Below are 13,264 nucleotides of genomic sequence, written 5' to 3'. Positions count from 1 at the left end.
CCTTTCCCCGATCATTCATTGGGCAGGACTGCTGAGAAAATGAGCGTGTCCGCCTGTTGAAAGCAATGACTCGAACCTGGTCCCGCGTTGTCGATGCGGGATCGCGCATCGACGCCCGGGCGGGGCGTCACCGCGAATCGTTTCCAAATATTACAGAAGCATTACGTACCGTAGTGTCGAGGTCTGCGCATCTTTGTGAACATGTGTCGCGATCGTTCACCGTGTCGTCACGCGGCGCGATGCCGCCGGGGAAGAGGGGAGTCCGGCGATAGGGTTCCTGTCGCCGGTGCGTGGAGCGTGGCGAGCCCGGCGCGACCGGTGATGCGGCCCGATTACCCTCGTCGGCGGGGGCAGGAAGCGGGCTGGATCGCGACAAAACCCGACTTTTCGACGGCATCCGGACGCAGATCAACCCCCTCGACTTTCAGATTCGAAAGCCGGGCGGCCATTTGCGTTAGAATGCCCCCCCTTGTCCGCCATGGCGACTGCCAATGGCGGACTCGTCGCACCCAGAGAGACGTGGGTTTCGATTCGTAGCCGGGCGCGGAAGATGTGCCAGCCGTTAGCAACATACGCTTTGTGATTTGGATTACTAATGAAGAAGAAGCACAACATCACCAAGTACATCGTTGTCGCGATGATTCTTGGAATCGCAGTGGGTTACGCCTGTCATAGCGCGTTTCCCGACCCGAACATGGCGAAGGAGGTCGCCGGCTACGTGTCGTTGCTGTCCGACATATTCCTGCGCCTGATCAAGATGATCATCGCGCCGCTGGTATTCGCGACGCTGACCGTCGGCATTGCGCAGATGGGCGACGGCAGTGCCGTGGGCCGCGTCGGCGTCAAGGCGTTCGGCTGGTTTTTCATCGCGTCGTTCACGTCGTTGCTGCTCGGCCTGCTGACCGCCACGATCCTGCAACCGGGCAGCCATCTGAGCCTGCCGCTGCCGGCGTCCGATGCGTCCCTCGGGCTGAAGACGGGCGCCTTCACGCTGAAGGACTTCGTGGTCCATCTGGTGCCGAAGTCGATCGCGGAAGCGATGGCGAACAACGAAATCCTGCAGATCGTCGTGTTCTCGATCTTCTTCGGCACCGCGCTGTCGGCGCTCGGCGAGTCGGGCAAGCGCCTGACCGGCGTGATCGACGATCTCGCGCAGGTGATGCTGAAGGTGACGGGCGCGGTGATGTGGTTCGCGCCGGTCGCGGTGTTCGCGGCGCTGGCGTCGACGATCACCACCCAGGGGCTCGGCATCCTGCTCACGTTCGCGAAGTTCATGGCGAGCTTCTATCTGGCACTGGCGCTGCTGTGGGGCGTGCTGACGCTCGCCGGCGTGACGTTCCTCGGCAAGCGTGCGTTCACGCTGATCCGGCTGATCCGCGAGCCGTTCCTGCTGTCGTTCGCGACGGCGAGCTCCGAGGCCGCGTATCCGAAGCTGCTGGACGCGCTCGACCGTTTCGGCGTGAACCGCAAGATCTCGAGCTTCGTGCTGCCGATCGGCTATTCGTTCAACCTCGACGGCTCGATGATGTACTGCACGTTCGCGGTGCTGTTCATCGCGCAGGTGTACGGCATTCATCTGCCGCTGGGCACGCAGATCACGATGCTGCTGATGCTGATGGTCACGTCGAAGGGGATGGCGGGCGTGCCGCGCGCGTCGCTGGTCGTGATCGCGGCGACGCTCAACCAGTTCAACCTGCCCGAAGCCGGGTTGCTGCTGATCATGGGCGTCGACATGTTCCTCGACATGGGGCGCTCGGCCACCAACGCGGTCGGCAACTCGATCGCGGCGGCCGTGGTCGCGAAGTGGGAAGGGCAGCTCGACGACCCGCGTGACGACAACGATCCGGGCAATGGACGCGCGATGCAGGTGAAGGCGCCGGAGACCTCGGCATCGGCATGATGTGCAGCAGTGCGGCAGCGCAGCGATAGGGGTGCGCTGGCTGCTTCCCGGTAGTGGATAATCGCCGGCCTGGATTCGAAACGGATTCAGGCCGGCGATTTGTTTTTGGGACGACGATTCCGTCTTGAACGCGGTCGTTTTCCTCGATTCCCTGATTGATACCTGGCGCTCGCCATTTCAATCCGTCGTCGTTGAACACACGGCGATATTCCCCCAGGTACGCGAAAGCCTGATTTTCCCGATCCCGGATTCGACGTGTAAGTGACCATTCACTGTCGCGCAGTCGCACTCGCCGTCAGCGCGCCTGGGTGTCAACGGCAATGCCGTCAAAGCCGATTCCTTGAAAATCGCAATGCCACGAGCGATTCGCAATTTTTTTCGATTTATATAACGCTATTCTCGCGCTGCGCATTATCGAACGCATGCTGCACGTAATACCGACTGCGCCGGATGATTCAGGGGAAGAATTTACGTATTACGGTTTTCAAGCCATCCGGCCGGCCCTTCATGTGAATGTTCGCACCATTCAGGAGAGCATCCGTCATGGTCGCCAGACAACGGTTTCAGGCTGCGCTTCTCGCCGCAGCGATCGCCGCGATTACTCCCGCCGTTTACGCAGGCAACACCACCGACTGGCTGGCGAATACGTACGGCACGCTCGCGGCCCACGTCGGCAACGTCGCGCGCGCGATGTGGGTCGCGCCCGAAGGCGTGATCTATACGGCGTCGATGTGGGACGAGGACGAGGGCGGCGTCGCGATCTACCAGAACGGCAAGAGCATCGGCTCGATCGGCACGCACTCGGAGTTCCAGGGCAGCGCGATCACCGGTAACGCGACGTCGCTGTTCGTCGCGCTGCAGCCCGGCAAGACATACGGCAGCGGCGCGGTGGGGCGCTACAACCGCGCGACGAAGTATCGCGACCTTGTCATCCAGGTCAGCGCGGCGACCAACCAGCCGCGCATCGACGTCGTCACCGGGCTCGCGACGGCCGGCTCGCTGCTCTACGCGAGCGACTTCTACGGCAATCGCGTGCGCGTATTCACCACCGACGGCGTGTGGCAGCGGGACATCAGCGTATCGGCGCCGGGTGCGCTCGCGGTGGATGGCGCGGGCAACGTGTGGGTCGCGCAGAAGAGTGCGGGCGCGATCGCCGGCTTCAGCCCGGCCGGTGCGCTGCTGAACACGATCCGGATGCCGGCCGGGTCGCAGCCGTCGGCGCTGGTTTTCGATGCGGCGGCCGGCCAGTTGCTGGTGGGCGACGAAGGCCCCGACCAGAACATCAAGCGCTATACGGTGTCGGGCCGGCCCGCGCTGGCCGGCACGTTCGGCGTGCGCGGCGGCTATCTCGACACGACGACGGGCATCAAGGGGCAGGTCGGTGCGCAGCGCTTCACGCGCATCGTCGGGCTCGGCAAGGACACCGGCGGCAATCTCTACGTGCTCAACAATCCATGGGGCGGCAGCTGGGATCTCGGCCGCAACGGCGCGACCGACATTCACGCGTACAGCCGCACCGGCAGCCTGCGGTGGACGCTGCAGTCGCTGAACTTCGAAGGGATCGCCGCGCCGGACCCGGTCACGGACGGCGCGCTGTTCTACGGCGGCACGCATGTGTATAGCGGCGGCGCGGGCGGCACGTTCGTCGCGAACACGGTCGATCCGTTCACGTATCCGGCCGATCCGCGCATCAACATGAGCGACACGCAGCGCGACGAGCATTTCGGGCTGCTCACGTCGGTGGGGGCGAACCGGATCCTCGTAGCGGCCGGCCAGAATCCGCCGGTCTTCTACTTCTTCCACTTCAACGCGGCGAACGGCTATATCGCGATCCCGGACGGCTCGATCCCGGGCCCCGCGTTCAACACGACGCGGCGCGTGACGAGCGGCTTCAGCATCGACAGCAAGGGCGGCGTGTGGGCCGGCCTCGACAAGACCGGCGCGATTACCCACTACCCGCTGACCGGTTTCGACGCGAGCGGCAAGCCGTCGTGGGGGCCGGGCGTCGCGACCCGCGTGCCCGACAGCATCCAGCCGCTCACGCGCATCGTCTATCTCGCGGACAGCGACACGATGGTGCTCGCGCAGGGCGCCATCGGGAGCAACGACTGGACGTCGATCGGCACGCGCATCGAGGTGTATCACGGCTGGAGCGCGGGCAACACGACGAAGCCCGACCCGGTGATCACGCTGCCGCACAGCGGCGCGAAATCGATCGACGCGGTGGGCAACCATCTGTTCGTCGGCTACTGGTTCAGCAGCAGCGGGCCGCTGTGGCCGAACGTCGACGCGTTCAACCTCACCACCGGCAAGCTCGACACCACGCTGGTCAACGCAAGCCCCGCGACCGTGGATACCAGCAGCGCGATCGATGCGATGTACAGCATCCGCGCATACCGCCGATCGAATGGCGAGTACGTGGTGATGAAGAACAACGTGAAAGGGAACAGCATCACCGTGTATCGCTGGACGCCCTGACTTTGATGAGGCATGCGCGGCCGCCTCGACCTCGGTCGGCGGCCGGGCTCGCGACGCCATGATGTGATTCATCGCGGTTTCGCGGGATTTCCATGCCGCTTCCACAGAATTTCCACATCACGCGTTCGTAATGGCCGGCGTGCGCAACGCGCGCCTCACCGCCCGCCGGGCGGCTGTCCCTAACCACACGACGCGGAAAATCGCTTCCGGGCACAATGGCAGCGGTATCGGCAGGCACTGCGCGTGCCACGACGATGAACCGAATCGACTGACGGGTTGCGCCGGCGCATTGCTGCCCCGGTGCATGTGCGCGGCAACCCCTGCCGCGTTTTTTGAGCCGAAGTGACGAAAAGATGAAGACGAAAACCACCCCGAACCGCCTGTTGCTGATCGCCGTGCTGGCCGGCGCGCTGAGCGGGACTGCCCACGCAGAGACGGCGCCGGCCGTCGCGACCGTCGCGACGGTCAACGGTACGCCGATCACGCAGGCCGACGTCGATACGTTGCTGCGCGCGTCCGGGCAACCGGACTCGCCGCAGATCCGCCAGGCGATCAAGAATCAGCTGATCACGCGCGTGCTGGTTCAGCAGGCCGCCGAGAAGGCGAACTATGCCGACAAGCCCGAGGTCAAGGCGGCGGTGCAGCAGGCGAAAACGAATGCCGAAGTGCAGCTGTATCTGCGCGACAACGTGAAGCCCGAGCCGGTGACCGAAGAACAGGTCAAGGCGCGCTACGACGAACTCGTGGCCGCGCTCGGCAAGAACGAGTACAAGCCGCGCCTGATCATCGTCCAGGACCCGGTGACGGCCGCGACGGTGCTCAGCGAGCTGAAGGCGGGCAAGTCGTTCGAAGGGCTGGCGCGTCAGTACAGCATGGCGCCGAGCCGCGACACCGGCGGCGAGCTGCCGTGGGTGAGCTTCCACACGCCGGCGACGGAAGGCAAGACGTCCGGCTTGCCGTTGCCGGTCGCGCAGGCGCTCGAGAAACTGAAGGTCGGCGCCGTGACGAACGATTCGATTCCGGTCGACGGCGTGCGGGCGATCGTGAAGCTGGATGCGAAGCGGCCGACGCAGGTGCCGGGCTTCGCGACCGCGAAGCCGGGGCTTCAGCAGCAACTGCAGGCGGCTGCCGTGGAGAAGGCGAGTGCGCAGATGATCGGCAACCTGCTGAAGGACGCGAAGATCACGCAGTGATGCAGTCACGCGGCGGCGTCGAAACGCCGGACGTCACGCGCGCCAGATCATGCTCGCGCTCGTGTCGGATTCCGACTCGCTGTGGAAGCCGAGCCGTTCGTAGAGCCGCCGCGCCGGGTTGCCGTGCAGCACGCTGAGTGACACCGGCACGTGCGCGCGTGCGGCGTCGTTCAGGAGTGCGCTCAGCACGGCTTCGCCGATGCCCCGACCCTGATGCGCGGGGAGGATCTGGATCTGGTGCACGTGCCACTCGTCGGTGGCGCGTGTCACCTTCAGCAAGCCGATGGCTTCATCGCCTTCGCAGACGATCATCGCATCGTCGAAATGCGCGCGGATGCGCCGGTCGTGCGCGTCGTCATCGGACGGCATGCCGGCGCGTTGCAGGTGCTCCGTCATCGTGAGCCGGCGCAGGTTCAACAGGAACGGCAGGTCGGCGGCAGACGCCGGGCGCAGGCGGATTGCGTGTGTCATCGTGCGGGCTCGTTCGTTCGGGAAGGCGGGATCGTCGACGGGAAGGTCGCCCCCCCGCAGCGCATCATTCCCGATGACGGGCCGCAGGTCAAAGGGCGCCGTGCCGAATCCCGCACGCCTCCGTGGCCGATCATGCGGCACGCCGGCCGGACACCTTCTGCGCATCCGCGAGATTGGCGATCAGCGTGTCGACCACGACGCGTTTCAGGCTCGCGAGCGCGGAAGGCGCATCGCCTCCACCCGCATGGAGGCACACGTCCACTGACGGCAGCGGCGGCAACCCGTCGCGCTCGCCAAGCTGCCGCAGTGCTGGCGGCACACCCACCATCGTTCTCGCCGTAATGCCCAATCCGCCCGCGATTCCGGCCCACAGGCTTTGCAGGCTGCCGGTCGTGTAAGCGAGTCGCCACGGGACCCCGGCCTTGTCGAGCGCATCGGTGCCGGCCTTGCGGAACAGGCATGGTGGCTTGTACAGCGCGAGATCCAGCGGCGTGCCCGCGCGCGGACGCACGTCGATGCCTTGCGGCCCGATCCACGCCATCGGCAGCGTGACCAGATGTTCGGCGTCGGCACGATGCCCGCGGCCCATCGCGAGCACGACGTCGAGTTCGCCGCCGTCGAGCCGGTCGAGCAGCGCGCCGTTGCCGTCGACAACGATGTCGACGCGCACGCCCGGGTGCGTGCGCTTGAACTGGCCGAGCGCGACGGGCAGCCACGATTCGGCGAAGTCGCCCGGTAGCCCGAAACGCACGGCCCCTTCGATCGCCGCGCCGCGGATCGCGCCAACCGCCTCGTCGTTCAGCTCGAGAATGCGGCGCGCATAGGACAGCATCAGTTCGCCGGCCTCGGTCGGCACGAGGCCGCGCCCCTGGCGGCGAAACAGCGGCTGGCCGATCTGCGTTTCGAGCTTGCGCATCTGCTGGCTAACCGCCGACTGCGAGCGGCCGATCCGGTCGGCGGCGCGGTTGAGGCTGCCGAGCCGATCCGCGGCGATCAGCGTGCGCAGCGCATCCATGTCGAGATTCGGGAGCGTCATGATTCGGTTTTTCTTATAAATCGATTTCGAATTATCGTATTTATTGCATATTCCCGTCGCTACCATCAAGTGAACCGGTCGTTCCGGTTCACGGGGATGCGCGCCGTACGCGGCTGCGGATGCCCCGTGAGGTTGCTTCCCTTCTTTCTCACGAGGACAGTGAATGAACATCCGCTCGATATTCCGCCAAGGCTTTCCCGGCATGCTGCTGGCCGCTTCGATGATTCCCGGCGACGCATCGGCCGCGCCGTCGCTCGCGGGGACATGGACGTTGGTCGCGGCGGACGTACAGCATCCCGACGGCACGGTTGGCCGCGACTATGGCGCCGATCCGAAGGGGCTGCTGCTGATCGACGTGCACGGGAATTACTCGCTGCAGATCTTCAAGTCGGAGCGCCCGCGCTTCGCGTCGAACGACAAGGCGACCGGCACGCCGGACGAATTCCGTGACGCCGTGCTCGGCTCGAGCACCCACTACGGCACGCTGACCGTCGATCCCGCGAAAGACAAGCTTGCGTTTCACATCGTCAATTCGTCGTACCCGAACTGGATCGGGCAAACGCAGACGCGAAGCTATCAATTGAAGGACGGCGAGCTGAGCTACCGCGTTCCGCCGCGTGCGAACGGCGACATACCGATCTCGGTGTGGCGGCGAGTGGATTGAGGTCGGTGGGCGGCCGACGCGGGTGGCATGCGGGCGCGATCGCAGCCGGCCAGCCCGCATTGACCGATTGCCGGCGCAGGCCGGAGCCGATCGCCGTGCTGGCCGGCGCGCGCCCGGCTACCACGCCGTCGTGATCGCTGCCGGCCCGTCATGGGACGGAAAGTGCGGCAGTACTTCCTCGGCCAGTTCCTGGATGATCTCCGCCGCGGGCCGTTGCGAGAACTGGATACCGAGCGCGACATGATTCACGCCCGCCTCGCGCCATTCGTTCAGCAGCGCGATGAGCCCGTTGCGGCCGGTCCGCAGGATGAACCCGCCGCGCAGCGGCGTGCGCGGGTGATCGGGATCGTCCACGAGGTCGATCCATTCGTTGGTCATGTGCGGCCGGAATCCACCGTCGGGAATCAGTGCGCGCCACGCGCGGATTTTTTCTGCGAGTCGCAGCGGGCCGGCGCCGGTGTGCGAATCGCCGGGATAGGTCAGCCAGCCGTCCGCGTGCTCGGCGATCCACGTGAGCGACTGGCCCGATGCGCCGGTGACGATCAGCGGTACCGCGCCGGTGGTTGCCTTCGGGAGCAGTTCCGCACCGTCGAAGCTGCCGAGCGGTGATTCGATCGTCAGGTTTCCTGATCGCATCAGTTTGCGGAAATAGGCGACTGCGTGCGCGAACCGTTCGCCGCGCGATGCATGCGAGAGCCCATAGGCGGGAAACTCGATGGGCCGGTCGCCGGACGCGATGCCCATGACGAGACGGCCGCCCGACAACCGGTCGATGGTGGCCGCGCCCTTGGCCAGGTCGATCGGATGGCGCAGTGAAAAGATTGCGCTGCCGGTGGCGAGCGCAATGCGCGTGGTTCGGGCGGCGAGGAAGGACAGGTAGGTGAACGGGTCGAAGACCTGCCCCGCATCGCCGAACGACGGGTCGAACAGCGGCACGTCGCGTACCCATACGGCGGCAAAGCCGCGGCGGTCGATTTCCGTAACGAGGTCGGCCTGCCCGGTCAGGACGCGCATGTCGCCGTCGTAGGCGCGCAGCGGCAGGAAGATGCCGAGGGTCAGCTGGTTCGCGGCGAACATGCGCCGATAACCGGGGTGGGCGGAAAAGGCCGGATTCACCGCGCCGGTAGGCGCTTGCGAGGCATTCATGGCATGCATGGTCAGTGACGGTGTGGCGGTTCGGGAAGAGCGAGTCCTGGCGCGCGGTCGCTGCGTTGACGCTGTCGGGCGACCGGCCGACGCCGGGATCGATCATGGCGGTTTTGATTTAGACGGACTAAATCTGATGGCGCGCGTGTTTCGTGTGCGCTTGCGGAATGTTCGGCTACGCGTTGCAACGGGAAAAGCGATAATTTATGCCCGATGAGTTTAGGCAGGCTAAATCCCATGACCGCTGTTCCCCCGTTGCAGGCGCTGCGTACCTTTGTCGAAGTCGGCCAGCGCGGCAGCATCAAGGCTGCCGCCGAGGCGCTTCATGTCACGCCCGGCGCGATCAGCCAGCAGATCCGGTTGCTGGAAGACCGGCTCGGCGTGACGCTGTTCGAGCGGACGCGACAAGGGCTGCGCCTGACGGAAGCCGGCACGAGTGTTCATCCGTCGTTGCGTGATGCGTTCGCGCGGATCGACGCGGCGGTGGAGACGCTGGAAGCGAGCAAGGGGCGCCGGACGCTGACCGTCAGCACCGTGGCGACCTTCGCCGCCTCGTGGCTGGTCCCTCGCCTCGGGCGCTTCAACCAGCGGCATCCGGATATCGAGGTGCATGTTGAGGCGACGTCCGCGCTGGCGGACCTTCGACGCGATCGCGTGGACGTGGCTGTGCGTCACGGCCTGGGCGACTACCCGGGGCTGGACGTCGAGCGGCTGATGGCGCCCGTGCTGGTGCCGGTGGCCGGTCGCGGGCTGATCCCGAAGCGCGCCGGGTTGAAGGCGCCCGGCGATTGCCTGAAATATCCGCTGCTGCATGACGCCGACCGGGCCGACTGGCCGCTCTGGTTTGCCGCGCACGGTGTGGCCGACGAGCCGCGTGCCGCGCGCGGCTCAGCCTTCGAGGACGACTTCCTGCTGATTCGCGCCGCGGAAGCCGGGCAGGGCCTGGCGCTGGTGCCGGAGCAATACGCCCGTGCCGAAATTGCCGAGGGGCGACTCGAGCAGGTGCTGGATCTACCGTGGCCCGCGCGGTTCGCCTACTACGCGGTCACGCGGCCCGGTGCCACGCAACGACCGGAAGTGCAGGCGTTCATGGACTGGATCGTCGAGGAGTCGGCCGGCGACGCGTGAAGGGCGCCGGCGCGTGTACCGCATCAGCGGATGAGGTGGTCGTGCGCTGTGTCGTCGGTCGGTGTGCCGACCCGTTGCAGGTGCGCGTTCATCGTGAGCCGGCGCAGCGTCCGCAGGAATGGCAGGCCGGCAGCGGACGCCGGGCGCAGGCGGATTGCGTCTGCCATCACGCGAGCGCGTTCATTCGGGGTGGCACGCGCGAAGGGCGAACCCTGCTCGGTCGCATGGCGCACGCCGACGTCGCGCAGCAGCGTGAGGACGGGCAGGTCGATTTCGAGGGTGTCGCCTTCGACGTGCAGGATGGCGGTGTGGTCCTGCATCTGCACCTGCAGGATCTCGCGCCCGCGCAGCCATTTGAGGACGGCGAAGAGCCCCTTTCCCGCCTTCGGCGCGGCGATGCCGAGCGCGGTCAGGATCGTGACCGCATTGGCGAGCGCCGTGCCTTCGTTGCCGCTCAGCATGTCGCGCATGCGGCCGAGCAGTGACGTCGCGAGCGTGAAGTCGATGCCGAAACTGCCGGTCTTGAAGCTGCCGCGCACGTTCACCCGCGGCCGCACCTGATTGCCGCACAGCGCGCGGGTCGATGCGTCGAGCAGATCCCCGATGGCGAGCAGTGCGGGCGCGAGTTCGCGCACGTCCATTTCCGACGATTCGAGCGCGGGCCCGTCGTAGGTGGCGCGAAAACGGCTCATGGCGCAGAGGGGGCCGGGATCGGCCGGGCCGGTACGGTTTTCATGGCGTAGGGTCATGCGGAAAGTGGGCGGATGACGTGGACGATACTTGAAGCAGATGCTTTCGAATATCTTTCATGCTAGATGCGATCCACCGACCGCGGGCGATTTTGGCCGTCCGGCCAAGACGACGTTCTGACGTGTCCCGACCGTACCCGGCACACGCCGAACTTTTCCGATCCTGGCCCGGTCACAACCGCCAGCGCGCGGGCGCGCCGGCGCCTCGCAAGTGCTTCCGGCCCCGGTATTCCCCGGCCCGCCCCGTCCGCATATCATTCGCACATCGCGCGCCTGCCGACCGCGGGCGCAGCACACTGGGATTCTCGATGGACACCAAACGATCGCGGCCGGGCCTCGTCGCCGCGCTGCTCTGGGCGACGCTGTATCTCGCGACCGGCTACATCTCGCACCGGTTCAACGGCCCCGTCCGGCTGACGGGCTACATCTGGCTGCCGGCCGGCGTGACGGTCGGCGCGTTCATGCTGCGGCCGATGCGCGAATGGCTGACGCTGGCCGGCGCGTTCCTGGTCGGGCAGCTCGCGCTGAGCGCCATCGAACAGGCCAGCCTGGTCAACGCGGTGCTGTTCACGGTCGACGAGGTCGGCGCGGCCGCGCTCGCGGTATGGCTCGTCCAGCGCGTGCGCTTCTCGCTCGAAGGGCTGTATTTCCTGCGCTCGGTGATCCTCGCCGGCCTGATCGCGGGCGTGGTCGGCGCGATCGGCGGCGCGGCCTGGTACACGGTGGTCAAGGGCGCGCCGTTCTTCGACGTGTGGTCGGTGTGGGCCGCGTCCGATTTCGTCGGCGTGCTGCTGGTCACGCCGGTGCTCGCGTCATGGTCGCGCTTTCGCGCGCACCGCTCGGGCGATCACGAGCGCTTCGACCTCGTGCTCGGCATGGTCTCGTTCGTGCTGGTCGTGGGCGTCGCGCTCGTGATCTTCGACGGCGACACGTCGCGGAAATTCGGCACCGGCGCGGGCTTCGCGTTGACGTATATCCCGTTGTTCCTCACCGTCGCGGTGACGCTGCTGCTCGGCGGCCGCGCGGGCTCGTCGTCGGTGCTGGTGCTCGCGCTGATCGTGATCGAGCAGACCGCGCAGGGCGACGGCCCGTTCGCGTCGTTTCACGAGCATTACGGCAGTGCGCTGCTCGAGGCGCAGCTTTATCTGGCGGTCGCGTCGCTGCTGGTGCTGACGGCGAGCACGCTGAAGACGACGCGCGAACGCGTGCACGAGCATGCGGCCGTCCTGCAGAACAACATGGAGCTCGCGCTCGCGAGCGCCGGCCAGATCGCGTACGTGCTCGATCCGGAGTCGGGGCGGATCGAGTGGAGCGGCGACGTCGAGCGCGTGTTCGGCGTCGGCGTGGATGCATCGCAGATCGCGAGCGTGCCGCTCGTGCTCGAACGCGTGCAGCCGGGCGACCGCGATGCGCTGCGCGACTACTGGGATGCGGAGATCGCGGGCGAGGATCGCGCGTCGCTGTCGCTGCGCATCGTGCAGCGTGACGGCGGCACGCAGACGATCACCGATCATGGCGCGCCGCTGCTCGATTCGAATGTCGACGTGACGGTGGTGGCGGGTGTCTGGCAACTCGAGCGCGTGTGGCCGGCGGCGGACGAATGAGCGAACGCACGTCATGACGGGCCGCACGGGCGTCCTGCTGATCCACGGGCTCGGCGGCACGCAATACGATCTCGGCTCGTTGCACAAGGCGATGCGGCGCGCGGGTGCCGACACGCACATGATCACGCTGCCGGGGCACGGCACGCGCCCCGAGGATCTGGTCGGCGTGCGCGCGGAGGCGTGGCTCGACGCGGTGACCGAGCAGTATCGCGTGCTCGAAAACGAGTACGACACGCTGCATGTCGCGGGCATGTGCATGGGCGCGCTGGTCGCGCTGCTGCTATGCCACCGCGTGCAGCATGCGCGCGGCCGGCTCGCGTTGCTGGCCACGCCGGTGTTCATCGACGGGTGGTCGACGCCGTGGTACCGCGCGCTGCGGCACGTGCTGTACCGCGTGCCGGGTGTGGCGGAGCGGATGCGTGTGGAAGAAGGCGAGCCGTTCGGCATCAAGAACGCGACGATCCGCGCGATCGTGAAGAAGAAGTTCGAGCGCGAGGACAGTTTCCACTACGCATGGGTGCCGCTCGCGTGCGTGCGGCAGGTCGACCGGATGCGCGACTGGGCGCTCGAGGCCGCGGCCGGCACGCCGTGCCCGACGCTCGTGCTGCATGCGCGCGAGGACGAACTGACGAGCCTGCGCTCGGCCGATTTCCTGCTCGAGACAATGCCCGATGCGCGCGGGATCGTGCTCGAGAACAGCTATCACATGATCTGCGCGGACAACGATCGCGACGACGTCGCGCGCCACGTGCTCGACTTCTTCGGGTTCGATCCGGTGCATGCGGTGAGCCCGGCGATGGCGCGCCGGATGGGACGGCTGGCATCCTGACGGGCGACGTGCGCGGCGCGGGATGCGCGATATTCGCTGCCCCCGGTACGCATCGGGTCTTGCATG

The 13,264-nt window shown here is 66.6% G+C and carries 10 protein-coding genes and 2 pseudogenes; 7 read left to right on the top strand and 5 right to left on the bottom strand.

What is annotated here, in order from left to right; genetic code table 11:
- Positions 1-595 precede the first annotated feature (595 nt).
- The 3 genes from QZM35_RS28620 (at position 596) to QZM35_RS28610 (ending at position 5,571) form a co-directional block, all read left to right on the top strand.
- Positions 596-1,900 (top strand): dicarboxylate/amino acid:cation symporter, encoded by a 1,305-nt coding sequence (locus QZM35_RS28620; RefSeq protein WP_089428650.1) that lies wholly within the window; start codon positions 596-598, stop codon positions 1,898-1,900.
- A 543-nt stretch (positions 1,901-2,443) separates the two neighbouring features.
- The gene (locus tag QZM35_RS28615; protein WP_301777295.1) at positions 2,444-4,378 is read left to right on the top strand and encodes an SMP-30/gluconolactonase/LRE family protein; all 1,935 of its coding nucleotides are present in this window, start codon (positions 2,444-2,446) and stop codon (positions 4,376-4,378) included.
- Positions 4,379-4,731: 353 nt separating this feature from the next.
- Complete coding sequence (locus tag QZM35_RS28610) at positions 4,732-5,571, top strand: peptidyl-prolyl cis-trans isomerase (RefSeq protein WP_089428648.1); 840 nt, start codon at positions 4,732-4,734, stop codon at positions 5,569-5,571.
- A 33-nt stretch (positions 5,572-5,604) separates the two neighbouring features.
- Here QZM35_RS28610 and QZM35_RS28605 read toward each other — a convergent pair whose 3' ends face one another.
- Both QZM35_RS28605 and QZM35_RS28600 read right to left on the bottom strand, forming a co-directional pair.
- Positions 5,605-6,042 (bottom strand): N-acetyltransferase, encoded by a 438-nt coding sequence (locus tag QZM35_RS28605; protein ID WP_301777294.1) that lies wholly within the window; start codon positions 6,040-6,042, stop codon positions 5,605-5,607.
- Between the two features lie 130 nt (positions 6,043-6,172).
- Entirely contained in the window at positions 6,173-7,078 is a 906-nt protein-coding gene (locus tag QZM35_RS28600) for a LysR substrate-binding domain-containing protein (protein WP_301777293.1), read from the bottom strand.
- 163 nt (positions 7,079-7,241) lie between these two features.
- Here QZM35_RS28600 and QZM35_RS28595 point away from each other — a divergent pair, with 163 nt between their 5' ends.
- On the top strand, positions 7,242-7,742 hold the full coding sequence (locus tag QZM35_RS28595; protein WP_089431940.1) for a lipocalin-like domain-containing protein: 501 nt from the start codon (positions 7,242-7,244) through the stop codon (positions 7,740-7,742).
- A gap of 117 nt (positions 7,743-7,859) precedes the next feature.
- Here QZM35_RS28595 and QZM35_RS28590 read toward each other — a convergent pair whose 3' ends face one another.
- Positions 7,860-8,819, bottom strand: a complete 960-nt coding sequence (locus tag QZM35_RS28590) for an LLM class oxidoreductase (protein ID WP_218828885.1) — start codon at positions 8,817-8,819, stop codon at positions 7,860-7,862.
- A gap of 306 nt (positions 8,820-9,125) precedes the next feature.
- Between QZM35_RS28590 and QZM35_RS28585 the strand changes: the two genes are divergently transcribed.
- Positions 9,126-10,016, top strand: a complete 891-nt coding sequence (locus tag QZM35_RS28585) for a LysR substrate-binding domain-containing protein (RefSeq protein ID WP_089428643.1) — start codon at positions 9,126-9,128, stop codon at positions 10,014-10,016.
- Between the two features lie 26 nt (positions 10,017-10,042).
- On the opposite strand, the pseudogene QZM35_RS28580 reads toward QZM35_RS28585, so the two are convergent.
- Both QZM35_RS28580 and QZM35_RS38195 read right to left on the bottom strand, forming a co-directional pair.
- Positions 10,043-10,183 (bottom strand): annotated as a pseudogene (locus QZM35_RS28580) (GNAT family N-acetyltransferase); the annotation flags it as partial.
- Between the two features lie 27 nt (positions 10,184-10,210).
- A pseudogene (locus QZM35_RS38195) lies at positions 10,211-10,765 on the bottom strand (hypothetical protein); the annotation flags it as partial.
- 308 nt (positions 10,766-11,073) lie between these two features.
- On the opposite strand from QZM35_RS38195, the gene QZM35_RS28575 reads away from it, so the two are divergent.
- Together QZM35_RS28575 and QZM35_RS28570 are read left to right on the top strand one after the other, a co-directional pair.
- Entirely contained in the window at positions 11,074-12,369 is a 1,296-nt protein-coding gene (locus QZM35_RS28575; RefSeq protein ID WP_089428642.1) for an MASE1 domain-containing protein, read from the top strand.
- 13 nt (positions 12,370-12,382) lie between these two features.
- Positions 12,383-13,198 (top strand): carboxylesterase, encoded by an 816-nt coding sequence (locus QZM35_RS28570; protein WP_174976006.1) that lies wholly within the window; start codon positions 12,383-12,385, stop codon positions 13,196-13,198.
- The last annotated feature ends 66 nt before the right edge of the window (positions 13,199-13,264 follow it).

The sequence above is a fragment of the Burkholderia sp. AU45274 genome, from assembly GCF_030482505.1.
GTDB lineage: Bacteria > Pseudomonadota > Gammaproteobacteria > Burkholderiales > Burkholderiaceae > Burkholderia.
This window is presented reverse-complemented; position numbering and strand designations above follow the sequence as displayed.